At 34.9% G+C, this 23,954-nt stretch carries 28 protein-coding genes; 22 read left to right on the forward strand and 6 right to left on the reverse strand.

What is annotated here, in order from left to right; all coding sequences use genetic code 11:
* The first annotated feature begins 99 nt into the window (after nt 1-99).
* The 12 genes from ACQKNC_RS07020 to ACQKNC_RS07075 all read left to right on the forward strand — a co-directional run bounded on the left by ACQKNC_RS07020 (nt 100) and on the right by ACQKNC_RS07075 (nt 13,268).
* Nucleotides 100-1,338 carry an MFS transporter gene (locus ACQKNC_RS07020; protein ID WP_427424127.1) on the forward strand — a complete coding sequence of 413 codons (1,239 nt, stop codon included), beginning with the start codon at nt 100-102 and terminating at the stop codon, nt 1,336-1,338.
* 358 nt (nt 1,339-1,696) lie between these two features.
* On the forward strand, nt 1,697-2,083 hold the full coding sequence (locus ACQKNC_RS07025) for an SRPBCC domain-containing protein (RefSeq protein ID WP_427424128.1): 387 nt from the start codon (nt 1,697-1,699) through the stop codon (nt 2,081-2,083).
* 276 nt (nt 2,084-2,359) lie between these two features.
* Nucleotides 2,360-3,076 carry a toast rack family protein gene (locus ACQKNC_RS07030; RefSeq protein ID WP_427424129.1) on the forward strand — a complete coding sequence of 239 codons (717 nt, stop codon included), beginning with the start codon at nt 2,360-2,362 and terminating at the stop codon, nt 3,074-3,076.
* Nucleotides 3,077-3,581: 505 nt separating this feature from the next.
* A complete protein-coding gene (locus ACQKNC_RS07035) occupies nt 3,582-4,124 on the forward strand; it encodes a sigma-70 family RNA polymerase sigma factor (protein ID WP_427424130.1) in 543 nt (180 codons plus the stop codon).
* Nucleotides 4,108-5,214 carry a DUF4179 domain-containing protein gene (locus ACQKNC_RS07040; RefSeq protein WP_427424131.1) on the forward strand — a complete coding sequence of 369 codons (1,107 nt, stop codon included), beginning with the start codon at nt 4,108-4,110 and terminating at the stop codon, nt 5,212-5,214. The genes ACQKNC_RS07035 and ACQKNC_RS07040 overlap by 17 nt, the downstream gene beginning before the upstream one ends.
* Nucleotides 5,215-5,302: 88 nt before the next feature.
* Complete coding sequence (locus ACQKNC_RS07045) at nt 5,303-5,827, forward strand: tubby C-terminal domain-like protein (protein WP_427424132.1); 525 nt, start codon at nt 5,303-5,305, stop codon at nt 5,825-5,827.
* Nucleotides 5,828-6,247: 420 nt separating this feature from the next.
* Nucleotides 6,248-7,930 carry a methyl-accepting chemotaxis protein gene (locus ACQKNC_RS07050; RefSeq protein WP_427424133.1) on the forward strand — a complete coding sequence of 561 codons (1,683 nt, stop codon included), beginning with the start codon at nt 6,248-6,250 and terminating at the stop codon, nt 7,928-7,930.
* 281 nt (nt 7,931-8,211) lie between these two features.
* Nucleotides 8,212-8,967, forward strand: coding sequence for a hypothetical protein (locus ACQKNC_RS07055; RefSeq protein WP_427424134.1), 756 nt, complete (start codon nt 8,212-8,214; stop codon nt 8,965-8,967).
* Between the two features lie 247 nt (nt 8,968-9,214).
* The gene (locus ACQKNC_RS07060; RefSeq protein ID WP_427424135.1) at nt 9,215-10,861 is read left to right on the forward strand and encodes a right-handed parallel beta-helix repeat-containing protein; all 1,647 of its coding nucleotides are present in this window, start codon (nt 9,215-9,217) and stop codon (nt 10,859-10,861) included.
* A gap of 482 nt (nt 10,862-11,343) precedes the next feature.
* The gene (locus ACQKNC_RS07065) at nt 11,344-11,535 is read left to right on the forward strand and encodes a hypothetical protein (RefSeq protein ID WP_427424136.1); all 192 of its coding nucleotides are present in this window, start codon (nt 11,344-11,346) and stop codon (nt 11,533-11,535) included.
* Nucleotides 11,536-11,788: 253 nt separating this feature from the next.
* Nucleotides 11,789-12,298 carry an RNA polymerase sigma factor gene (locus ACQKNC_RS07070; RefSeq protein WP_427424137.1) on the forward strand — a complete coding sequence of 170 codons (510 nt, stop codon included), beginning with the start codon at nt 11,789-11,791 and terminating at the stop codon, nt 12,296-12,298.
* Complete coding sequence (locus tag ACQKNC_RS07075; RefSeq protein WP_427424138.1) at nt 12,282-13,268, forward strand: anti sigma factor C-terminal domain-containing protein; 987 nt, start codon at nt 12,282-12,284, stop codon at nt 13,266-13,268. The genes ACQKNC_RS07070 and ACQKNC_RS07075 overlap by 17 nt, the downstream gene beginning before the upstream one ends.
* 40 nt (nt 13,269-13,308) lie before the next feature.
* On the opposite strand, the gene aac(6') is transcribed toward ACQKNC_RS07075, so the two are convergent.
* A complete protein-coding gene (gene aac(6'), locus ACQKNC_RS07080) occupies nt 13,309-13,704 on the reverse strand; it encodes an aminoglycoside 6'-N-acetyltransferase (RefSeq protein ID WP_427424139.1) in 396 nt (131 codons plus the stop codon).
* Between the two features lie 131 nt (nt 13,705-13,835).
* On the opposite strand from aac(6'), the gene ACQKNC_RS07085 reads away from it, so the two are divergent.
* The 8 genes from ACQKNC_RS07085 (at nt 13,836) to ACQKNC_RS07120 (ending at nt 18,572) form a co-directional block, all read left to right on the forward strand.
* Nucleotides 13,836-14,399, forward strand: a complete 564-nt coding sequence (locus ACQKNC_RS07085; RefSeq protein WP_427424140.1) for a cysteine hydrolase family protein — start codon at nt 13,836-13,838, stop codon at nt 14,397-14,399.
* A gap of 1 nt (nt 14,400) precedes the next feature.
* Nucleotides 14,401-14,997, forward strand: a complete 597-nt coding sequence (locus ACQKNC_RS07090) for a class I SAM-dependent methyltransferase (RefSeq protein ID WP_427424141.1) — start codon at nt 14,401-14,403, stop codon at nt 14,995-14,997.
* A 25-nt stretch (nt 14,998-15,022) separates the two neighbouring features.
* Nucleotides 15,023-15,598: a DNA-3-methyladenine glycosylase I gene (locus ACQKNC_RS07095; RefSeq protein ID WP_427424142.1), complete on the forward strand. Its 576-nt coding sequence runs from the start codon at nt 15,023-15,025 to the stop codon at nt 15,596-15,598.
* Entirely contained in the window at nt 15,588-16,256 is a 669-nt protein-coding gene (locus tag ACQKNC_RS07100) for a DUF1963 domain-containing protein (RefSeq protein ID WP_427424143.1), read from the forward strand. The genes ACQKNC_RS07095 and ACQKNC_RS07100 overlap by 11 nt, the downstream gene beginning before the upstream one ends.
* 256 nt (nt 16,257-16,512) lie before the next feature.
* Nucleotides 16,513-16,713, forward strand: a complete 201-nt coding sequence (locus ACQKNC_RS07105) for a hypothetical protein (RefSeq protein WP_427424144.1) — start codon at nt 16,513-16,515, stop codon at nt 16,711-16,713.
* Between the two features lie 228 nt (nt 16,714-16,941).
* A complete protein-coding gene (locus ACQKNC_RS07110) occupies nt 16,942-17,244 on the forward strand; it encodes a hypothetical protein (protein ID WP_427424145.1) in 303 nt (100 codons plus the stop codon).
* Nucleotides 17,245-17,476: 232 nt separating this feature from the next.
* Nucleotides 17,477-17,866: a hypothetical protein gene (locus tag ACQKNC_RS07115; protein WP_427424146.1), complete on the forward strand. Its 390-nt coding sequence runs from the start codon at nt 17,477-17,479 to the stop codon at nt 17,864-17,866.
* An 85-nt stretch (nt 17,867-17,951) separates the two neighbouring features.
* Nucleotides 17,952-18,572, forward strand: a complete 621-nt coding sequence (locus tag ACQKNC_RS07120) for an NAD(P)-dependent oxidoreductase (protein WP_427424147.1) — start codon at nt 17,952-17,954, stop codon at nt 18,570-18,572.
* A gap of 816 nt (nt 18,573-19,388) precedes the next feature.
* On the opposite strand, the gene ACQKNC_RS07125 is transcribed toward ACQKNC_RS07120, so the two are convergent.
* The 5 genes from ACQKNC_RS07125 to ACQKNC_RS07145 form a co-directional block, all read right to left on the reverse strand.
* On the reverse strand, nt 19,389-19,937 hold the full coding sequence (locus ACQKNC_RS07125; RefSeq protein WP_427424148.1) for a hypothetical protein: 549 nt from the start codon (nt 19,935-19,937) through the stop codon (nt 19,389-19,391).
* A gap of 391 nt (nt 19,938-20,328) precedes the next feature.
* The gene (locus ACQKNC_RS07130) at nt 20,329-20,550 is read right to left on the reverse strand and encodes a hypothetical protein (protein WP_427424149.1); all 222 of its coding nucleotides are present in this window, start codon (nt 20,548-20,550) and stop codon (nt 20,329-20,331) included.
* A gap of 178 nt (nt 20,551-20,728) precedes the next feature.
* Complete coding sequence (locus tag ACQKNC_RS07135; RefSeq protein ID WP_427424150.1) at nt 20,729-20,890, reverse strand: hypothetical protein; 162 nt, start codon at nt 20,888-20,890, stop codon at nt 20,729-20,731.
* Nucleotides 20,891-21,192: 302 nt separating this feature from the next.
* A complete protein-coding gene (gene csaA / locus ACQKNC_RS07140) occupies nt 21,193-21,525 on the reverse strand; it encodes a chaperone CsaA (protein ID WP_427424151.1) in 333 nt (110 codons plus the stop codon).
* A gap of 17 nt (nt 21,526-21,542) precedes the next feature.
* Nucleotides 21,543-22,073, reverse strand: coding sequence for a hypothetical protein (locus ACQKNC_RS07145; protein ID WP_427424152.1), 531 nt, complete (start codon nt 22,071-22,073; stop codon nt 21,543-21,545).
* Between the two features lie 375 nt (nt 22,074-22,448).
* Between ACQKNC_RS07145 and ACQKNC_RS07150 the strand changes: the two genes are divergently transcribed.
* The gene (locus ACQKNC_RS07150) at nt 22,449-22,916 is read left to right on the forward strand and encodes an NUDIX hydrolase (RefSeq protein WP_427424153.1); all 468 of its coding nucleotides are present in this window, start codon (nt 22,449-22,451) and stop codon (nt 22,914-22,916) included.
* Between the two features lie 147 nt (nt 22,917-23,063).
* Complete coding sequence (locus ACQKNC_RS07155; RefSeq protein ID WP_427424154.1) at nt 23,064-23,762, forward strand: Type 1 glutamine amidotransferase-like domain-containing protein; 699 nt, start codon at nt 23,064-23,066, stop codon at nt 23,760-23,762.
* Nucleotides 23,763-23,954: the final 192 nt, after the last annotated feature.

A 23,954-nucleotide genomic window follows, 5' to 3' on the forward strand; every position in this document is an offset into this window, starting at 1 on the left:
ACACCTATTAAATTTTTTGATAGCCACTATCATTTTCTTCTATTTTACGCATTAAAAGGGCAAGCGTAAACTTTAGATAAATAAAGTTATCCTACACAAATGAATAAGTGTAACAGCATTGGAGGAATTTTTATGAATACATATTATAAATGGATAATCGTATTAGTGGCTACTCTTTCCCAAACTGCGGCAACTTTTGTTACGTACGGCATGGGACCAATTGCAACATTTTATCAAATTGAATGGAATTTATCATCGCTCCAAACAGGTTTTATCGTTTCTGCCGTTAATATTGGTCCAATCTTTTCGATGATGATGTTCGGCTATCTAATGGATAAAAAAGGGGAAAAACAAATCATCGGATGGGGTTCTATTTTGCTGGGGCTCTCAGCTTTATTACTCATGTTGGTCAATAATTATGCGGTGTTGTTATTTTTATTATTAGTCGTTGGCGTATGGTACGGAAGTGCACAAACAGGGGGGAGCACCGCAATTGTGAAGTGGTTTCCAGATAAACATCGCGGGCTGGCGATTGGCATTCGACAAACAGGCATTCCAATCGGTGGAGCCTTAGCATCTGTCATACTCACATTTATGTACCATCACTATAGCTTGCCATCCGTTCATCTTGTGCAAGGCTTAGTGGCTATTGCTGGCGGACTGCTCTTTTTACTTATTTATCAGGAACCTAAAAACCGTGTAGCATTAGCTGCAACCTCTGTCACTTTTAAAGAGAAGCTCGAAGCTATTAAAAATAATAAGGATTTATATCCAATTTATATTGTGGGAATCGTTATGATGACCTTACAAATGATACTCGTAGCCCATTTCATGAGTTATTTACATCAAGAAGGAGGTTATTCCTTAACAGAGGCGGGGAAGTATCTAAGCCTTGTATTAATAGGTGGAATGGTTGGAAGGGTAGCTATTGCATGGATTAGTGATCAATTTTTTGTACAGAAGCGGGAGCATTTATTAATAATAGTGATGGCCAGTGCAGTTATTCTTACCATGATTTTTCCACTTTTGCTACGTGCAAAAATGTTGATGTTATTATTTTGTTTCTTATTAGGCTTCGTAGCACTTGGCTGGTATTCATTGTTTATCGCCTGTGTGACAGAGCAATCGAATCCACATTATGTTGGTCTAACTGTGAGTGCAGCCTTGACGTTGAACCAACTATTTATCGTCATCGCGCCTTCGTTATATGGTTTTATGGTAACGACATTTTCAAGTTATCAAGTAGCGTTGAATATTGTTGCAATTGTTGTAGCACTCGGTGCAATGAATTTGTATAGGGTGACTAAAAATACGAAGATTAGTCCAAAAACGCTGTAGTATCATCGTAACTGCATGTAGACATAAAGTGAATAGAAGATACGGTCCCAATCAAAATTAATGAATGACTAAAATTATTCGTTTCACATTCAGTTCATAAATTTTTATTATCATCCGTCTTATAAAAAACTGAAGGTAATAAGTGAAGGAGGAATTACAATGTGGAATGTGAATTTAATGAAAAGCCCATTAGCGAATAAGGAAAGTCCTAAATAATAAATTTAAAGAGTGTGTTATGCACAAGGCCATTGTCAAAACACACATTTCATAGAAAGAACAGAAGTTGAAACTGTTTTTGATTCCAATAATCGGATAAAATGAAAGGAAGAGGAATGGATTCAGCGAACGGAGGAATGCAATGTTGGATAAAGAAAAAAGTTCGATTTGGATTGATGCAAGTATTGTTACAGTTTGGCGAGCTATCACAGAGGAGCAGCTGTTATCGCAATGGTACTCCCAAGATTCAACTTGGGATATTCCCAAATTAGAGGCTGGAGCAGAGATAATTTTCACTTTACTGCCGAATGAACATAATCAGCTTTCAGAAAATTTACCGATGGTGTTAACAATTAAAAATATAACGCCAAATCGAGAATTTTCGTTTTACTTGGGTAATGAAGAGACACTGATCGCTATCTTCATAGAGGAAGAACAAAATGGCACGAAGGTTACATTTAATTCGAGCGGCTACGAGGCTTCTCTCGCTAACTTAAAAACTTTAGTGGAGAGAAATGATACTCTTTAAAAAAAGGTTTCATGGAAAAATTGTATTTTTTCATGAAACTTTTTCGTTGTTCATCAATCTAACTGTAAATCCTTTAGTAGGGGTGAGCAAAATGTTAAAAAGAACAGAAGGACAGCTGTAGTAGTTCACTTTTGTTGAAAGGTGACATATATCCATTATATAAAAGCTCACTACGTCTTAGGTCTTAGACGAATTTAAAGCGGAGGGTCGTTTTTATATTTGACAATTCCTATATAATGAAATTATTGGAATATTATATAACGGGAGGAAATTACATTGAAAAAATTTATGGGACTTGGTTTGATTATAGGCGCCTCAATAATTGCATTATCGGGATGCAACTCAGTCATACCAGGAAAAACCAAAGATGAAACGATCCTAGTAGAAAAGGATACAGCAGAGAAGTTAGATGTTGAATTACACCTGGGTATTGGAGACATGACAGTGAAAAAGGGAGCCAATGATTGGGTTGAGGGTACTGCTCAATATAATATTAATAAGCTAGCACCAAAAGTAAAATATGACTTAAGTGGCAATACAGGAAAAATAACGATTGAGCATAAAGGCTCTACTGGCGTGCGCTTAGGAAAAATAAAAAATATTTGGGATATCGAACTGAATGAAAATATTCCAATGAATCTCTCTATTGAAACGGGCGCGTCGGAAGCAGAACTAGATTTACAAGGGTTGCAGCTCGAAAAACTAAATATTGAAACGGGTGTTGGCGATCTCAAAGTGAATTTAGGTGGTGATTGGAAGAAAAGCTTCGAAACGAATATTGAAACGGGTGTTGGGGACACTACTGTCATCTTACCGTCAAAGGTTGGGGTAAAGCTTACGACGGAAGAAGGCATAGGCACTTCAGATGTAGAAGGCTTCATTTCTAAAGGCAAAGGGGTTTATGTAAACGAAGCGTATGATAAAGCAGATATAATATTAGAGGTCAATTCAGAAATCGGAGTTGGCGACGTAACTTTTAAATTGGATAAATAAAGAAAAAATTGGTAGGCTACTTAGATGAAGTAGTCTACTTTTTTTGGGGATAGAAACATAGGCGACCGATAGAATGCTCAAATGGTTGATAGAACGTATAAAGTGCATGATAGAAGAGCCGAAAGTGACGGATCGAACAATCAAAATCGTGGAAAGAACGATCAAAGTGCACGATAGACGAGCCAAAGTGACGGATCGAACAATCAAAATCGTGGAAAGAACGGGTAAGTGCATGATAGAAGAGTCAAGGTGGCGGATTGAGCGTCCCCAAACATTTGAAGAATGCCCCTTTTTTATTTATCCTATTTATCCCCAATAGTTAGGAAGACATTTGTTATAACATTTGCAAGTGTATATTGGTTGATTTTTGTTCCAGCTGAATGCCCCAGGAAAGCGCCCAGTCGTAAAAAAATCAATCTCACGTTATATTCAAGAAAAAGAATTTTATCAAAGTGAAACCTTTTCATATAGTTATTTACTCTAAGTATTGAAAGGAGGAAACAGCATGGAACATAATTTATCAATCGTCAAACGGGCTATTGCAGGGAATAAGGAAGCGTTTGAGCAGTTGCTCATTCTAGAAGAAGAAAAATTATTCTATACCGCGCTTTCTTATGTTGGCCAAAAAGAGGATGCGTTGGATGCTATTCAAGAAGCAGCATGTAAAGCTTATCTAACCGTTCATCAACTAAAGCATCCGGAATTTTTCTCCACATGGCTGTTTCGTATTTTAATACATGAATGCTATCGTTTGCTAAAAAAAGGGCAGAAAATCATTCCTTATGAAGAAAGTGAATTATTAAATCGTCTACAGGAGCAAGAAAATGTTATGGCGAATCCAATTGATTTATCGGATGCTATACAGCATTTGAATCATTCTCAGCAAATGGCCATCATTTTGTTTTATTATCATGATTTACCAATAAAAGAAATTTCAGAAGTAATGGAAAAGCCAGTTAGCACTATTAAAACGTATTTACATCGTGGGAAAAAACAATTAAAACGAGAATTAGAAAGGAGTGCAATGTTCAATGAAAAAGCCATTTAATGAAAACAGTACCCTTCCAGAATTCCCAAGAGATGAGGTACGAGCAGCAATTTCCAAAGGAATCCAAAAAGCAGAGGAGCAAACAAAAATGACTCAATCACCTGTACAAATTAAAAGAAAAAGCAAACGTAAACCATTAATATATGTAGCAAGTACGGCAGCCGCTTTTAGTATTATGATAGGTTCGGCCGCTTATGTCTCACCGACTTTCGCAAGCACATTATCACAGCTACCAATTATCGGGTCGGTATTTAGTAACTCTGGCTTACCCGGGCTAAAACAAGCTAGTGAACAAGGGTTAACAAGCACTATTGGAGAAAAGCAGACAATTAACGGTATTTCTGTAACAGTAGATGAAGTCCTTTATGACGAATCTAATATTACAGTAGGACTTACGATTGATTCTGAAGAGGAATTAAGTGAGAATTACTTCGGAGCAGGATTTGATTTTACTATTAATGGTAAATCCCCTAACGCGAGTTCTGGAAGCTATGGAGAAAAAGTTATAAGTCCAACGGTTCGTACAGGCATCGCGACATTTGATGTGAATGATAACATGCCAGATTCCTTTGAAATGGGCTTAGTGCTGAAAGGCGAAGGAGGGGAAAAATGGGAATTCAAAGCGCCAGTTAAAAAAATTACGGATATTGCTTATGTTCCTGTCAACCATCAGCAACTAGCTGAGGGCATTCAACTAAATGTGTCCAAAATTTCATTAAGTCCATCAGGTATAGCACTTGACTATAAAGCTACTGAAAAGGGGTCAATTGATAATTCACAAGTAGGTGCATCGTTTATAGAATTCCATATTACCGATCAAACCGGCAAGGAGATTACATCGCATTCTGGTGGAGGAGAAGGGCATTTCGATAATGGTGTATGGAACTTTAGTAGCACTAAATCCTTTGACCCGATTTCAGACGATGTTCAAAAATTAACGATTACCCCTTATTTAGCACTTCCTTCAGGCGGAGGCGGTGTACAAATTGATAAGGATGGCACAGAAACAAAAATACCATTCGATAAGTCATCACTAAAAGAAGTGAAGTTCCAACCATTCACAGTAGAAGTACCTAAGCAAACTAAATAAACATTCAAGCGCCAAATACAACCTTTTGTATTTGGCGCTTATTTTGTGTTAGCTTAAAGGAAGCAACAGTAATGAAGGAGCGAATATATTGAAGATTTATACATACAAGCAACCAGCGGCGATTGAATCAACAGAGGCAGTAGCCATTGTAAATGAAGCGGGGGAAGTATCGTCTACTGTTCAGCGTGTTTATTCGAATGGCTTGAAAAAAGCGTTTGACCGCACAATGGACTATCGTTATTTTGTACGTTTTGATGTTAGCGATGTCACTGGTCAGCCTCTTTTCACATGTAAGAAGATGTCGCGACGAGGGCGAGTGCATTTTAAAGGGAAGGATTTCCTTACAGGCAAAGAGTATATGATTGCCTATGATGGCTGGCAAATTATGATCCCTGATTTAATCATTACAGATGGAGTCCAAAAAATAAATCTGAACAAAGAGATGGAGGACTGGTCTGTATTTTCTCTAGAAGATCAACCAATTGCACGCTGGCAGGCTGTCTTTTGTGAAACGCATTTTGAGATTACCCTGCAAATTGAAGACAACAGCCCAATACAGCATGAAGCCTTTTTTATTGCGATTGGACAGGCCGTGCTGTTTGTAGGAGCGTAAGTGTGAGTTGGGCGAGAAATTTGAAAAGTTGGCCGATAAACTGAAAAAGTTAGGGGATAAATCTAAAAAGTTGGTCGATAAATCAGAAAAATAGGGCGATAAACTGAAAAAGTTGAGTGATAAATGAATAACAGACCCTCTGCTACTTAATCGGAGATGGTGTTTAATTATTGGGATTAATATTTAAATAGAAGGAACAGCTTATTTTAAGAGCTGTTCCTTTTTTGTGTGTCAAAAGCCCCTTTTGTATATTTTGAAATATGCTAAAAATTACACGAAAATTAACTTGTTATTTCTTTTAGTATAGAAAATATTCACAAATCATCCAAGTTCGATTTGGAAATGTTAGATTACTAATGATGTGTAAAATGTATAATACAGCACATTTAGATTGCACTTGAAAAGTAAGGAGAATTTGAAATGAATTTTAAGTCAATTAGTAAAAGAATCGTTTTTTCCTTCAGCATTGTAGTAGCAGTAGTGGTTTTATACATTGGTTACAATTTTTATGCAGTCAAGCAAAGCAACACTGCAACAGAACAAATTATTGATGAAGAAATGCAATTACTCATTACAGATTATGAGGAAGCTCAAACGATAGGGCTAAGAATTGCCGCAGTTAGAGGGTATATACTTTCTGGTGATGAAAAGTATAAGAAGATTTTTGAAGATAATGTAAAGCATGCTGAAGATAACGAGAAAATACGTTTAGCATTAACAAATTCAGGAGATTTCAACAAATTTGCAGAAATGGCTAAGGAATGGAGCAGTTATGTTGAAAAAGAGGTATTTGATGTTTATGATCAAGGCCAGATTGAACTAGCGAAGAAAAATTTAGCTGCTATGAGTGAAAAGGCTACGGAAATACGCGAAGGCTTTGAGAAGTTAGCTGAGCATCGTAAACAATCGATTAATGCGTTAGGTGCAGACATTGTTAAAGCGGGTGAGAAAAAGCAACTTACAGGTATAATTGTCGGTGCTGTGATTGTTATCGTTGCAATTATCATTGCATTGTTTAGTGCTCGAGTAATTTCAAGACCAATCATCACTGTGACAACTCGTATGCAACAAATTACTGAAGGTGATTTAAGTGAGCCTGCACTTACTGTGAAATCAAAAGATGAGATAGGACAACTGACGGAAGCGACTAATACGATGTCCGATATTTTAAATGGTTTATTAAAGCAAATTCAAACAGTATCCAATGACGTAGCCGCGCATAGTGAAGAGCTCATGCAATCAGCGACAGAGGTGAAAACGGGTACTGAACAAATTGTCGACACAGTCAATGAAATCGCAAGTGGCACAGAAGTACAGGCAAGTAATGCATCAGATGTAGCAACAACAATGACAGAATTCACATTTAAAATGACAGATGTCAATAATAGCAGTGCGGATGTTCAGCAATATTCCCAAAATGTCATGGCTTTAACGAAAGAGGGCCAAGGTTTAATGAATGCATCTACTGAGCAAATGACATCCATTCATCATATTGTGAAGGATGCTGTTCATAAGGTGGACGAACTAAGTAAACAAACTCAGGAAATTTCAAAAATCGTGGCAGTGATTCAGGATATTGCTGCACAAACGAATTTACTGGCACTTAATGCAGCGATTGAAGCGGCTAGAGCAGGGGAGCATGGTAAAGGATTTGCGGTCGTTGCAGATGAGGTCCGTAAACTTGCTGAACAAGTAGCCGTATCGGTGGACGATATCACGGATATTGTCCAAAAAATCCAACAAGAATCGAACATGGTGACATCTTCACTGGAAAACGGCTATGAAGAGGTTGAAAAAGGTACAACTCAAATTACATCTACAAATGAAACATTCGGACACATTGCAGAGGCAGTTTACTCGATGTCAACAAACATTGATAGCATGACGACAAAACTAGAAGACGTAGTACAAAACACTGTCAATATTAATAAATCAGTGGATGAAATTGCTGCTGTATCAGAGCAATCCGCTGCAGGCATACAAGAAACTTCGGCCACAATCGAACAAGCAGCAAGCTCGATGGATGAAATCAAAAACAGTTCAGCCAATTTAGCGGACATGGCAGAGAAATTAAACGATCTAGTTAGGAAATTTAAATTATGATTTTGAACATGCATTTAATGCAAAATCATAATTAGACAGTAAATGCTACACCGAAAATTAAAAAATCTGTTAAACCAGCAATTGACGAGAAAATCGTGTGATTGCTGGTTTTATTTTATTATATGGGTTAAGTAAAAGATCTTTTATTTCTTCGAGGGAATTTTTATTGGATATTTATGTTAAAATCAATGAAGACATTTGGAAGAATTGTATTTACATGAACGAAGCAGGCTAGTTGAAGAATTTATATATTTTTGAATATAAATTTTGGAGGATATTTAATGACAATAGACAAATTTTTAACGAATGTAAAAACATTGATAAAAATGCACTCAGAAGGACAGCTTGGAGGAGAAACAATGCCTGAAGACGTATTAATTGGCATTGTACCAAAAGAGGATTTACTAGATGTATTAACATTAGCTATGGCTTTAAATTATCAAAGGAATTCTTTTACTTTATGGGAATCAGTTGTAAAAGCATATCAAGATGAAGAAACAAAGTGGATATTTAATCCGAAAATTGTGGTAAATAGCGATTTAAATGTCTTACGAGAGGCATTACTTTTGCATCGTGTAGGATTGCAACCTAATAGACATCCAGAAATTTGGCAACGTGTAGCAAAAGGTATTGTTAATTTTTCCACTAAAGGAAATGTACAAGGCCTTCTTGAAGCTGTTCGATATGATGTTTATACTTTGAAAGAATTAATGCAGAATACTCGAAAATCTGAATTTCCTTATTTATCTGGACCAAAAATCTTTAATTATTGGCTTTATGCTTTAGAGAGCTACACAGATATCCAATGGGAGTCTCGCGAACTTATCTCAATAGCACCAGATACCCATGTTTTGCAGGCTACTGTTAAATTAGGATTATGTCCTGAAGATGTATTAACTGGTAGTGCTACTGATAGAAAAGTAGTAGCTAATGCTTGGGAGAAAGCGCTTGATGGAACAGGGATAGCACCAATTGATGTTCATACGCCTTTATGGCTATGGTCTCGGGCTGGGTTTCCTTCGCTATTAGATTCTTAATGATTAAAATAGTGGGATGTTATTCGAGTATCGGGGAGTTTGTCCTTGTAGTTAAGTTGCTTTTTAACTAGCGTGTTGCCCATTAAAGAGGAGCAAACAAAACCTTTATTTTCTAAGTATTTGTCGCCTATACAGTATTGATTATAAATTATTTGTACAAAATTGAATAATAGGAAGTTCAATGGGTATATAAATAAAATAAATTGATAATTGGATTCATGAAAAAGCTTCGATAAGGAGTGTGGAGATGGCGACACTTGTTGTAAAGAGAAATATTATGCACCGATACCAAAGTATTGGGCAGGCGATTCAAGAGGCAGAGCCGGGGGATTTTATTGAAATCCGGGATGGGATATATGAAGAAAGCTTCGAAATTTCCAAAAGGCTGACACTTTATGGAGTGGGGAATGTGACCATTAAAGGTGGCGTTTTTATTCGCTATCAGACACTTGTGAATATGCGAAATTTGCGTTTTACTCAAGGTCAGGGTATGTATGTAAAGGGAGATTTACAGCTAGAAAACTGTGTAATTGAGCAGCAAATTGTGCAAGCACAAGTGACCGTTAGCTTCGGAAGTCTAATGATGAAAAATGTTGATATTTTAGCGAGTCCTGTCAATCATTTTGGCATACGTATTGATAATGGTTCGAGCGTTATTCTTGTGGATACGACTATCCAGCAACATGTTAAGGCTCAAATCATTGTGCAAAATAGTGAAATAGCATTGACAAATTGCATGCTGTTGGAAGGGCACACGAATGGCATTTATGCAATACGGGATGTAAAAATGGAGATTGTCGATTGCGAAATTCATGGACATCAAAAGGCACAAATTGTAGCAGCCTCCAGTTCAATTTCAATGACCAATACACTTATTCATCAAGGGCACGGTGTAGGGATGCAAGTTTTCGATAGCTCGAAACTAACGATAGATGGCTGTGAAATCAAGCACCATCAAGACACACAGCTGGTTGTTCATCAAAGTGAGTTGTTGGTGACGGATTCTATCTTTTCTGATGGAGTAGGGAACGGCATTTATATTGGAGAGAAATCTAAGGCGAAATTATACGATTGTAAAATTCTTCGACATGTGAAGTCACAGTTTTTAATTGATAATAGTAAAGCGGAGTTTCGTACATGTAGGATTGAAAAGGGAGAGGCAACAGGAGTTACGATTGTTAATGAAGCCGATGTATCGATGACAGAATGTGATCTCCAAGAACACCCGCAGTTTCACTTTATTGTCGATTCGAGCGGTCTAAATCTCAATCAGTGCATGATTCAATTTGGGCAAGCAGGTGGTATTTATGGCAATGATCACGCCAAGATTACGCTTCAGAACATAACAATTCGAGAGCTCAAAAGTCATCACATTTATATAAATAATGCTCGACTATTTACTAATAATTGTACTTTTGAACATATTAGCGGGAATGCGATTACTTGTATAGATGCAATTTTTGAAGTGGCGAATAGTGAATTTAACAACTGTTATGAAGGTCCATATGCAATAGTTTGGTCTGATAAGTCAATGGGGCGTATTGAGTATTGCACGATTGATAAAGCTGATCGGCCATTTTTAGCGATGTCCAATCAATCTTTACTTGAAATGGTACACACAGATGTTACTGCTGTAAAGATACCTGCTATTGTACAGGGGGAAAGTCAATTATTCATCGAGGGGTATACAAACAAGACAAAGTGGAAGAGTGATGCATCGTCGAGAATAGTTTATTTATCAGTCGGTACTAGCGACAAGACAAAGCATGATGTATTAAATAAAGTAGAAGCAGCCAATATTCAAAAATTAGATGAAAAAATACAAATATCAGTTGAAAATTTACAAAAATTTAACATACCTCTCGCGAAGAATAATATTAACAAAACAGTGTAGTTAACCGAATAAAATAGTAAGATAAGTAGTTTCAATTATTTTGAAATTACTTTTTTTATTAAATAAAAGCACTGTATTAACGAGGAAAATGTATAATAAAGATGAATACATATTAAAAAAGTGAGTAAATTTACGTTCTGTCATTGCTCATTATAATTTTATGAAAACGGTTTCTAATTGTGATTTATAAGCTGTGATGAGGAATACTAAAATTCGACAAAAGCACTTGTTATTCATATAATAGAATTAATGAATGCAAATATCCTTACAGTAACTTCATAAAAAATTATTATTAAATAATAATAATATTTTATAGAGGTTAACATTTTATTAAAATAAAGTAGATTTTGGATTGATTAAGTTACATGTTTTATCTATATTCAGTAACAATAGTTCATGGAACGGTTGTATTAGTTAGTCGTTTAAAAAACGCGAATAATGATTGTGAAATAATAAATAGGTGAAGCGGAGGTGAAAAAAGTATGTTTGGGCTTTCGAAGGAAGAAATTATGTTAATGCTTGAGAAGGTAGAATTAGCAGAGAAACAAAAAAATGTAATTGCGGACATCCTGCATCTTAACAATGTGCGAATTGAGCAACAACTTGCATTTATTATCCACTTAATTATTGACGAGCGCGAAAGAAGCATTTCAAACAATACATATTTAAATTAAAAAATGTTGAAGTATAAAAAATTTTACCTTTTGACTTATTACATATCTTTTTTAGTTCCAAAATAAATGGACTTTTAAAGTTTGTATTCATATTTATTATAGATCTATATCGAAAAAAATATAAATCACAAGTGTGTAAAGAAAAGCACTTGTGATTTTTTTCTTTTTTTGCAATTAACTGTATACATTTTAGGGTTTAATTGGTTATATAGATGAGTTAACTACGAAATGGATATCCAAAAGTTGGTGATGTATGAATAAAGAGTGGGAGCGTCTATTGCTTGCGCATGCAGAAGTCGTTTTCAAATATTTGATGAAAATAGGGGCTACAAAAGAAGATGCCGAGGACGTTATACAAGAAGCAATTATTAAAACAATCGAATGTTTGTCTACAATTCGACATGATAATTTACGAGCTTGGTTATTCAAGGTCGCCCTTAATCGTTACTATACGTTGTATAACAAGCAAAAGCGCGCAACATTAATAGGTGATAATGAAATCGAAAAATTAAAAATTGCATTAGATGATGTAGAGCAACATTATTTACAAAAAGAGCAAAATGCAAAGATTAATGAAGCCTTGCAGGGGCTACAGCCGTCATTCCAGCAATTACTTTTAATGAAATACGATATGGAATTGTCCTATAAAGAAATCGCTGCGATTCTCGCGGTGAGTGAGTCACATGTAAAAACTTATTTACAGCGAGCGCGAAAAGCATTTAAAAAACAGTGGGAGGCGTTAGAAGATGGACAATCTTTTTAATACAGAAAAGATGACAAAAACAATGAAAAAAGCACAACGTTGCGCAACTTGGAAAACGATCTTTATCACATTTTGCGTCTTAATTGTGACTTTGTCTGTTGGGAAATTAGCTAATGATGCTATTACTAGATTTTTGCAAAGCCAAGCACAGAATTCCTTCTATACTTTACATCAAGTGAAAGGTGCAAATGAATTTATTGGATCAATTAGGAATTATCCTGGCATTTTAGGCGGTGAAATGCATTATAAAACAATCAAATACATTGAAGGAAAGGTAGTTCTTACTGGAGATGACGCACTGGGCTACGGTTTTTTACGAGACGAGGTGTTATATGATGGTGCTGTTTCTGTTCTTTCAATTGGAAGTAACAGAGAAGAAGATTTAAATTCTCAACGTTATAATGAGTTTGGACAGCGAGAAATGTTGTTTTTTTATCCATTTATAAATTATCAAAAGATGCGTAATGATTTAGCGTTGTTACCTGAAATGGATGATCATAAAATAATGGAGGTTGCTTTATCTTTTGATAAGGGCTATTCAATGCAGGAAGCACTTGCGAAGCTGCCAAAAGATGTGAATACTACTTGGCTTTGGGTTAAAGATGTGAATGAAGCAGACGATCACACTGGTAAGATAGAAGAAAATAGAGAAGTTGTAAATAGTTACAATGTGTTTCGTTCAGAACAAGATGTATATGGTTTTTCACTTTTAAACGCAAACGGTGATGTAGCAGAGAATCCAGCAGAGCAATTTGTGCGTGCAATAAGTAGTGGTACTAGACAGAAATCAAGTTTACAAGATGAATATAAACGGTTGGAAAAAGAAATTGGAGGTGCTGATGGGTTGTCAGTTAATGATCTAGTTATTTATGGGGCTGTCGTAACTGGTAATAAGAAGACACTCGCAAACTTGCAAAATCTTGACTTTATTAAAGCGTCTTCAATCGGAGTTATAACGGATAAATATTAACATTTTAATAAGGTCATTCCATAGGGGATTGACCTTATTTTTATAATTCCTTCGTAAAACAAATTATACGGTTAGCCTCTGTGAAACCTAGTTTAAGATGGACGGCTAGACTTTCGAGATTTTGTAATTCACAATCACTCGCAAATTCACGACATCCCTTACGTTTAGCCCACTGCTCACAATTCTCGACAAGTTGCTTTGCAAAGCCTTTCTGTCGATATGGTTCTTTTACGAAGAGACCTTCTAAATAACCGACTGGGCTTGAGTGGGTACCTTCAACATAATCTGTTCGAAGTTGACATTGTGCAAAACCGATTGCTTTATCATCCTTATAGGCAAGAAAAATCGCAGCGTTTTCAGCATTAATAAGTTGCGCCATCTCTTCGCTAAATTCTTCTAACGTATGATTTGGCCAAAGTTGTAGTGCTAATAACACTGCTGTTTGAATCTTCTATGACGGCTTGTTTAATCATATCGAGTCTCCTTTTAATAAAATGGAAAAAATTGAAACTTTTTATTTCTAAGAACGTAAAAAATATCAGAAAAAAATACTGGGAGGTTAATATTATGAAGCAAGCGTTAATGGTACTTGATATTCAAAATGATTATCTTAGTAATCATGCACGAATGCCTATCGCCGAGCATCAAATCGAGCCAACTTTAAATGGCATTAATGACCTGATAAAAAGCGCTGAAAAGTCAAATGTCCCTATCCTCTATATTAGGAATGAATTTGAGCGAACGCAATTACTTTCGAACCTTTTACGAAAATTCACTGCGTTAAAAGGCAGTAAAGGTGCTGAATTGGATGAACAACTAATAAGAGCCAAGGGTGCGTATTTTTCAAAAAAGAAAGCGGATGCATTTAGTAATCCGAGCTTAATAACGTATTTAAACAAGCATGGCATAAACGAATTAATAGTATCAGGGATATTTATTGAAGGCTGTGTCACTGGAACTGTGGCAGGGGCTCTAGCTAGAAATTTTTCTGTAACTATTGTGAAGGATGCAGTCGCAGGTGCTACAGATAAAAGCAAGGAAGTTGCCTTAACAAAGTTAGCTACACAAGACATCATAATCCTTAGTTCGCAGCAGATTTTTGAAAGTGAAAATGACAAGGGGGAAAATTGAAATGACGCTTTTACAACGATTAATTGAGCAAGCTAAGAAACCAAGAGGATTCGTCGGGTCATTGATGTTACGAATTATGAACAAGGCACATAGTGGTATGAATACCTGGCTAATTAAACAAGAAGTAATAAATGCTGGTGATATTGTGTTAGATATTGGATGTGGGGGTGGAAAAACACTTCAATCCTTATCGAAAATTAATCGAAGTGGTAAAATCTATGGTATAGACTTTTCTGAGCAATCTGTCAAAGACTCCATAAAAACAAATCAAATGGATGTAGCAAATGGAAAAGTGATCGTGACGCAAGCAAGTGTTTCGAGCATTCCGTACTCAGATAAGTTTTTCGATAAGATTACAGCGTTCCAAACACATTATTTTTGGCCAGACTTAGCAAATGATGTGAAGGAAGTATTTAGAGTGTTGAAGGATGATGGAAAGTTTATCATAATTTCGGAGCTCTATAAAATTAATTATCATATGAAAACCTATAAAACAAAACCTGAAATCAAGCAGTTGTTTGAAAGCGTTGGGTTTCAAACCGTTACTATAAGGGAAAATACTCAAAAAGGATGGCTTTGTATAACAGGCGTTAAATGATACATAGAAAATGGAGGATATATAAATGAAAAGATGTGATTGGGTAAAACTAGATGAGCCTTTATATGTTGAGTATCATGACAAGGAATGGGGTATTCCTGTCTATGATGATCAGCATTTATTTGAGATGCTCTGTCTAGAAGGGGCACAAGCTGGACTTAGCTGGTGGACAATTCTACAAAAAAGAGAGGGCTACCGGGCAGCATTCGACCAATTCGATGCTTCGAAAATCATACTCTATACGGATGACAAGCTAGAGGAGCTGAGACAGGATTCTCGCATCGTTCGTAATAAGCTTAAGATTGCTAGTGTTGTGACGAATGCTCAAGCTTTTCTACGAATACAAGAGAAATATGGCTCCTTCTCTGAGTATATTTGGGGCTTTGTGGATCATCAGCCGATCATCAATGAATGGTCGTCCATAGCAGATATACCTGCTACAACAGAGATAAGTGAACGAATGAGCAAGCAATTGAAAAAAGACGGTTTTAAATTTGTTGGTAGTACTATTTGCTATTCATTTATGCAGGCAACGGGGATGGTTAATGATCATATCGTAGATTGTATTTGTCGCAGTGAGGGATCAGCGGATGAAAATTGATGATATAAAAGTGCAATTAGTGAGACAAGCAACGATTTTTGAAACTGGTGGGGTTAGACCTTCACATGATCTGCTAGAAAGCTGGATTGGCTATGTAGGATGGTCATTACCTGGAGAACAGAGGCCACAAGGGTTTCAGCCACTAGTTACATTATTTTTCAAAGATCTTCCTTTTGTACCCACATCAATACAGCATTTTGAGCTACTAACGTTATTTATCAATGAAGAAATATTTGATCACCTCATAGAAGATGATCTTAGCTGTTTTTTTGAAATTAGAGCATATACATCTATAGAAGGATTAATCCAGCAAAATTGGCAGCATGACCATATCCGTGCTTTCCCGCTTATTCCAAAACTTATTGACAATGATTTTCCGACATGGGATGGGGGAGGGATCCCATCTGATGTAGAGGATGAAATTTTGAGGCTAGAGCACGAGGAGGATATTGAGTACTTCGATGATATCGTAGAGGAAATATACGCCGTTCATAAACTAGGCGGTTATCCAGCTTATTGCCAAAGTGGTCATGATTATGGTGAGGACTTCCCCTTTGTTTTACAGATTGCCTCAGACGAGAAGGCGTATTTTAAGTTCTTTCAGCGGGGGTCCAAACATCCGCTGAAAGAACTTAAAGCCTCCGGCGGATGTCACTGAATCGGAAAGGAATTCTTTGTGCAAGCACAAAGCCGATTCCGGACGCAATTATGCCGAGGCATAATTGATTATATTCGTCGATAATGGAAATTTCTATTTCTTTTTTAATCCAGAGCTAAATGAGTGGCGTGTTCATTGCGATTTTTATTAGCAGAAAAACCATTAATCTATAAGGAATAAAAGAGGCAAAGATAGCATATTTAAGATAGATGTGACAGTCATATAGCCATTGATGACATGATTTGGAGGAATGAAGATGAGGAGGCATACTTCCGACATTAAAAGAGTAAAGAAGGTGAAGAAAATGGAAAACAAAACAGTTATTAAAAGCGGTATTAGTTTTGGGTCGGTATTGGCCATTACTATTTCTTGGAGTGTCAATCATTCGATCATTTGGGCAATCATACATGGTTGTTTAAGTTGGTTGTATGTAATTTATTACGCAATAATAAGATAAAAAATGACTAGCATGTGGGATCTTATCAAAGAAGCGGAAATGGAACTTGATACTGTGCAATTGTTTAGTGATACATTGCAACGTATACATACAATAGTGAATGTGTGCTTCATTCATAAATTTTGAGCATGTAGCATAAATAACAAAGTGCTCTTTTTTCGATGAAAAGCTCATAATAAGAAAGTTTACTTACATCGTTCCGTGTATCGTAGAAGAAAGGTTGATAGGATGACACATCAAGTGACCGCCACAAGCAATATTGATTGTAATGCTACAGGTGTTGATGAAATATTACAAAATGTAGCTTATATATTATCTACTTTCGTAATATCTTGCCCTTTATACAGAGATTTTGGTTTTAGACTAGACACTCTTCCACCTTTCCAGCTTGTCAAAAGACGAAATACCGCACGTCTTATAGAAAGCATTCAACTTTTCGTGCCACAAGCCATAGTAATAGATGTTGATTATCTTGGAGATGCATATGTAGGAAAATTAGAACCTGTTGTGAAAGTCATCGTAAATAAATAAACGACTAAGGTGAATTTTGTCTTTACCTTATACCAATTTTGCCAGGCTATTTAAATGTTAGCCTGGCAAAAATTATAAGAGGACTATTTATAAATAATTCATGCTTCGTAGAGTGAATCGACAAATAAGCTTTTTTGATCCACTGTTGAAATTGGATTTTCATTAGTTTTTGAACAGAATTTTTTTTATGAGATAAGCGTATTCTATTAAAAAGATGAATTGGAGAGAATACATGAGAGGGTTAATTAAAGGCCTATTTATTTTATTTTCCTTGATAGTAATAACTGCAGCCTTGATGAAGTATAATCAGCCTTCATCTGAAAGACCCATTCAAAAGAATCCCGAAATAAATTATGCTGATGAAATTGGTGAAAAATTACAAAATACAAATTTTACAAAAAAAATTTTAGTAGCGTTACGAGCAGCAGGCTATTATCCAGATAGTACAATAGGCTATTTAATTGATTCTCCAAACAATCAAGTAATCACTATACAATTACACAATTTAGATAAATTTGATAAGAGTACAGAAAGCGAAATCCAAAATATCGTCAACAGTATTGCGGAAAATAATGATCTACAGTTGTTTATGGTGAATATCAGACTTATTGATGTTCATTAACAATGCTTTGTTCAAGAAATACATTTGCATTAAAAGGATGGTTAGAAACTTCTAAGTGTTATAATCAAGAAAAGAGGTGATCATTTTGAGGATTTTAGTGTTAGGTGCCACTGGGCGCGTTGGTAGCCACATTGTTTCTCTAGCGTTACAAGATGAACATAGCGTTACAGCTTTAGTTCGTGACCCAAATAAGCTAAAAATAAATGATGAAAATTTACATATTGTACAAGGAAATGTCTTAGAAAAACAAGATATCGAAAATGTCATGGCGAATGTAGATATTGTAGTTAGTGCATTAAACACAGATGGCACAAATACTTTAACTGAAAGTATGTCACTAATTCTTGATGCAATGGAAAAAGAGCAAGTAAAAAGAATTATAACTGTTGGAACAGCTGGTATTCTCCAAAGTCGTCTGACGCCGAGTGTTTTACGTTATCAATCAAGCGAATCAAAAAGAAAATCAACGTTCGCAGCAGAAGAGCATCATAAAGTCTATCATTTATTGAAGAAATCCGACACTGATTGGACAATCGTCTGTCCTACATACTTACCTGATGGTCAATACACGGGTACTTATCGTATGGAACGAGACTTTTTACCGGATGGTGGGGTAGAAATATCTGTAGCAGATACCGCGGAGTTTGTATATCAACAAATTCAGAGTAAGGAATATGTGAAATCGCGTGTAGGGATTGCGTACTAGATTTTCAAACAAAAGCGTAATTAAGTATTAGAAGAGGACAAAAAGAGATTGAAAACCAATGTTTAAAGGCTGAGGAACTTTGTTCATCTATAAGGGGGCGTTAATCTAAAAGGGTTAACGCTTTTTTGTCGTTATGGAAATTTTATAAATTAAGCATGTGAAATAATCTAAATGTGAGGAATAATTAAGAAATGTTGATGATTAATCGAATTTTAAGCAGCGAAAGAAATTATTTACCTGAATCTCTATGATGGACGCAGTTGTTGAACACGATGCTGGCAATAGAAGATGCTTCATTTTAAGTTTAGACCTTTAACACTTGACTCGACTCAAGTACTCATTGTTCTGTTTTGCATCATGGTTCCTACTATTCCAAGGACGATGATTATTTATTCTAAATTAATTTAAGGATGTGAAATAACTTGTTGCAATAGTCATTTAGAAAATTAATAAGAGACAAGTAATTTTGAATATCTAATACTTCTAAAGAGATTCAAAATAAACACTGTATAAAACCTCGTTTTGTTGATGTTATATCAGTGTTCTTAGATTACACTTAACAATATAAACGCTATAATCAAACCTAATTTTCCTTCACTAAATCTCACATGCTTTATATCAAATGAAATTTAAAAAATACTAGAATTAGTATTATGATAATGATAATAATCCACCAACTAGCTCCAGATGCAGAAAGTAAATAAATAAATGCTAATAAACATGAAAGAAGAAATGTTGATAATAAAATATTAATAAATTTTTTGTTTTTCAATTAAATCATTTCTCCTTTCAGTTATATATCATATTGAGATTATTTTAGGCACCGCAGGCTATAACACATAAAGCTAGACACGACAGAAATGCAGGTGGATTACCAATTAATCCAACACAAACTGTTGAACATGTAATACATAAAATTCGAGGAGTAGGTTCTCCTTGTAAAGTATAATTCATGTTTAATTCTCCGTCATTAACGTCAATTACATTAGTTAAGCCTTGAGAGTTATAGAGGACAATTTGATAGTTGTCTTGAGATTTACTCAGCATAATAGCTACATTTACTTGAGATTCTTGATCTTTAGGAAAAATCCTTTTTACTTCAATACTCTTTTCCTCTAAAGAATAACCTTGTTCTTCTGCAGTTTCAATAACAACTTGTACCCTTGTAGCATTAAGCGCTTCTTTAATATAACTCTCTCTTTCAGTACCTTCGACATTTTTAGATTTCATTATATCCTTTTGCACAGTACATGTATTGCAATTCTCAAGATTATCTGCTGCGTTTGATTCTATTGTTTCAAAATACAAGAATAATGAACTAAAGATCAATACCGAACATACTAATTTTTTAATAAATGAAATCACTTTTACCACCCTCTCAAAGAGTTTTAATAATAAAATATTGCAATTACATCAAAATAGGTTTAAAATCTTTTATTTTCAGACCTGTTGGCTTGTGATTGCGTACCTGATTTCAATTAATAATGCAGAAATTTTTTCATAGTCATTCTCCTTTGTTTTTTTCTAGATATGTAAATACCTTACCATTTGCTATGAAAGTTTTAAAATCAGTTTTTTCAGATAAATCAACGAAAATTGAGAAAACATAAATTTGACTTTTATACAATGATGTGCATTTTCGTAAATACAATAAGAAACTGTATTAAAAGTTGCCTGAATTGTTTAGGTATCATGTAATACGAGAGGCACTGACGGACTGCATGTTAGTGCTTTTTTTCACTTAATAATTCTTAGCCTAAAAGTATAAATAATTTAGTATCCAACCGGTAATTCCAGTTATGATTCCTACAATAATTAAAACAAGTCCATGCCTTTTCGCATGATAATCACTTCTCAAAACGATACCCATACAAACGGCAATAATACCACAAAACAATTGAAAAAAGACAAATGCAAACAAAGCATTAATCCAGCCAATTGTTATGAGTAGGGATTTACAGTTTTTTTCATTTTTCATGTACACTCCTCTTTTCATAGTTATGTAATTATACCATTTTATTGGAAACTTATATTAGAGTACATAATATGTTTTGGATATTGTTGGTAGCAAATCAGGGGAGTCGAGCGATATGTAGGAGGGAGTTCACATCTACTAAAAAAGACTGAAGGCAACGACTTCAGTCCAATTTTCACATCTAAATATTTCGATTTAACTTTTCTGATATACTTTTAAGTATTTCAGTTTGCTCCTGCTGAATTTTAATGAATTTAATTAAAAACCAAATGATAAAGGCAGCTGGAACAATATAAAACATAAATATACCGAAAAGAGGTATAAGTGCAAAAAACATTTCCATTTTAAATCTCCTTTTTTATGCATAAAGTAGAGGGGTGCGGTGCCCTCTGCTAATTACTGTGTTTCTAAATGTAGTATTGGATAATGGCGACCTGAATTATCTGTTGGTTCTTCACTGACAATCGTAAAACCATCTTTCAAATAAAAAATCTTTGCGTTGTCATTGTCTTTGTTGACATCAACAGACCTTACATCAAAATCTCTTATGTTGTAGAAGAAATTTAAGTTAGTTTTGTGCCTGCAAAATAGATTCATAAAAAATAAAATTTAAAAGTATAAATCAACAATCGCAAATAACTAACTTTAACTAATTTTAGTTCCGTTTGGTACAGACTGATCAGGAGTTAATAGAATTACATCTCCTTCCACAGGAACTCCGCCAATCACTAAAACTTCAGATTTAAAGCCTGCTACACGACGGGGAGGGAAATTAACAATTGCTACTACTTGCTTATTAATAATTCCTTCTGGTGTATAGCGCTTCGTAATTTGAGCAGAGGATTGCTTGATTCCAATATCTTCCCCAAAATCAATTTTCATTTTAATGGCAGGAACCCTTGCTTTCGGAAGTTCTTCAGCTTGGATAACTGTGCCGATTCTTATATCAAGGTTCATAAAGTTTTCTAAAGTTGCCATAAAAAATACTCCTTCATCTAATTTTCAATTTGTATAAAATCTTGTAAATTCTTTTCGACCGCAGTATTTATTTTTGCTAAAGTAACTGGATTAATATTTTCGAATAGTACATATAACGATTCAAATGAAGCATGGAGGTCTTTGTTTTGATTTAATTCATCTCGAGTGATTGAAAAATTCTCTAATGTAGTAGGGTGATTATGTTGTTTTAGTGCCTGTTCAATTTTCTCAAGGAGTAATAGAAAAGGTTCATCATTAAAATACTTAAAACATGCTTTGAGAGCTGCCCATTTTTTAGACTGTGCCATGAAATAAGCACTCCACCAATAAAATTCGATAAGAGATTTACTAATATGGTTAAAATAAACATTAAACATAAATAACGCTCTTTGGCCTTCAGTAAGTTCCTCATAAAAACGTTCTTTAACACCTATATTAGTTTCTTCGGACATTCTTTCCTTATAAATCTTAATTAGCGGTTCGAAGCATATTTGACTTAGATTGGAACAGTTTAGATCAAATTCCTCTTCTTTTACCTTTATTATCAAAAACAATCATACTCCTTCCTAATAATATAACATTTGGAAATCGGTTGTGCAGTTGTTTTTTGCCACGAGCAAACAACATCAAAAGAGTTATTATTATTATTCATTGTGGGCGAAAATGCAGAAAAAAAACCAGAGGACGTAAACACGAACTAGCCATTCACACATATACCCATCTTTTAAGAACTAATGATTCCCACTTATTCAACGTGAGATTTCTTGAATGGAAATTCCTCCTTTGTTTTATTACTAGAAGAAATAATGTAAAATAATGATGTTTATGGTGATTTCAACCTTTAATGTACTAGGCTGGTTTTTTAAATAAATTATGAAAAGAACATTTAAGAGGTCTATAAACAAGGAATGGGGGTATCAATTATGAATGATTACATTAAAACGATGAGACAGATGATTGGGCATGAAACGCTATTGACTATTGGCTGTGGAGCAATAATTGAAGATGATAGGGGACGTATTCTTTTACAAAAAAGGACCGACAATGATATTTGGGGAATCCCAGGAGGCATCTTGGAAATCGGAGAAACTTTTGAAGAAACAGTTAGAAGAGAGGTCTTTGAGGAAACTAATCTTATTCTGAACAACGTTTCATTGTTTGGATTATATTCAGGTGAAAATGGTTTTGCAGAGTATTCAAATGGAGATAAAGTATTTAGTGTTCAAATAATTTTTTACTCAAGTGATTATCAAGGTGCTATACAAATCAATGATGAAAGTAGCGAATTGCACTTTCTATCGAGAAATGAAATACCAGTAAATCTAAACCCTCATCAATCCCCATTTATTAAGGATTGGATCAATGGTATACCTACTCCAGTAATAAAATGAAAAAGATCTTAAATGGGTGGGATTCCTTAGTAGAGTCATCTATTTTTCGCATACATTTGGAATCTATTAATTTCATATAAATTTACTGAATATTCAGGAGTGTTATATAATCAAAATACAATATTTTCAAAAAGGAAGTGGGAAAAGATGAAACAAATTATTACATTAGGAGGAGGGGGCTTTTCTATGGAGCCTCATAATCCGTTATTAGATACATATATTTTGCAGCAGTCTAACAAAGCCAATCCGAAGATCTGCTTTGTTCCTACTGCAAGCGGAGACTCAGAAAATTATATTTCAAAATTTTATTCTTTCTTTGACTCACAACCATGTATTCCGTCTCACTTATCTCTTTTTTCTCCTCCTACTCGTGATTTAGAAAGTTTTGTTTTGGAAAAGGATATTATTTATGTTGGGGGAGGAAATACTAAAAACCTTTTAGCTTTATGGAAAGAATGGTCATTAGATAGCATTTTTAAGACTGCTTGGCATGAGGGTATCCTTTTAACAGGCATTAGCGCTGGTTCAATTTGTTGGTTTGACGAAGGAATAACAGATTCATTTGGGGGAGATTTAGAGCCGATAACATGTTTAGGGTTTCTTCCAGGAAGTAATTGTCCTCATTACGATGGAGAAATCAATCGAAGACCAGCTTATCATGATTTGGTTAAAACGAATAAACTCTCATCTGGAATTGCCGCTGAAGATGGAGTAGCCGTTCATTTTATCGATCAAGAAATTCATAAAATCGTTAGTTCAAAACCTAATGGTAAAGCATATAAGGTCTCCTTGGATAAGGATATCAATGAGCAAGAGTTAACTGTTGAATATTTAGGAAGTATTTAAGAACTTCAAAGAATAAGCCTACTCCCGACTTTCATGTCTCGAATAGGCTTATTTTTATTATAGAAGAATATAGTTTATGATTTTAGTCTTCGTAAACTATTCTAAGAGTAGTTACATATTTTTCAAAAACTCCTTTTGGCTTATGTAGTATGATCAAAAGACGTAAAAGCAGTACACATTTTTCACTGTCAC

It is taken from the genome of Lysinibacillus sp. NPDC094177, from assembly GCF_050279145.1.
Classification (GTDB): Bacteria; Bacillota; Bacilli; order Bacillales_A; family Planococcaceae; genus Lysinibacillus.